Source organism: Streptomyces kebangsaanensis (genome assembly GCF_001906585.1).
In the GTDB taxonomy this organism is placed as follows: domain Bacteria; phylum Actinomycetota; class Actinomycetes; order Streptomycetales; family Streptomycetaceae; genus Streptomyces; species Streptomyces kebangsaanensis.
Genome location: NZ_JUJA01000045.1, coordinates 165,279 through 165,815, shown reverse-complemented (window position 1 = coordinate 165,815; position 537 = coordinate 165,279). Strand labels below are relative to the sequence as shown.

Here is a 537-nt window from a genome sequence, read left to right as displayed (position 1 = left end):
AGTCCTGCCCAGGCAGCAGGCAGAGGAAGGCAGCACCATGAGCCGGGAACGGTACGTCGCTCCTCGGACCACAGAGCCTCTCCGGTTCGAGGAGATCGCCAGGGTGCCGCACTACGCCCGCAGCACGGACAAGCCGGTGCGGTTCGTGACCGTGGCGAACCCGCGGGGGACTGTGCTGGGCTACGTCTGGGCCAACGACGAGGACGACGCAGCCGGCTGGAAGGTACGGCGGGTCGGGGGCGACGAAGCGTTCAACCGGGGCGCGCTGTACGTCTCCAGGCTCCGGGACGCGAAGGCGCGGGGACTGAGTCCCACAGCCGCTCTGGCCGAGATCGTCCGTGACACGGACCCCGCCAACCCGAGCCACGTCGTCCCCGGCTCTTTCCAGCAGGCGCCGAGTCTGGACACGGTCAAGGACCTGGCCGACCAGAGCTGAATCAGTACCCGAGGGAGCGACACCTTTGGCAGCACGACCGATCAACCCGCGCTTCGACGACGACCTGAGGCTCGTGGAGAGGCCGGGCGGTCCGCCGCGCT

Annotated in this window: 1 pseudogene; it reads left to right on the top strand. The window is 69.3% G+C overall.

Features of this window, described 5'->3' with window-relative positions:
* Positions 1–436: pseudogene (locus RH94_RS06825) on the top strand (transcriptional regulator); the annotation flags it as partial.
* Positions 437–537: the final 101 nt, after the last annotated feature.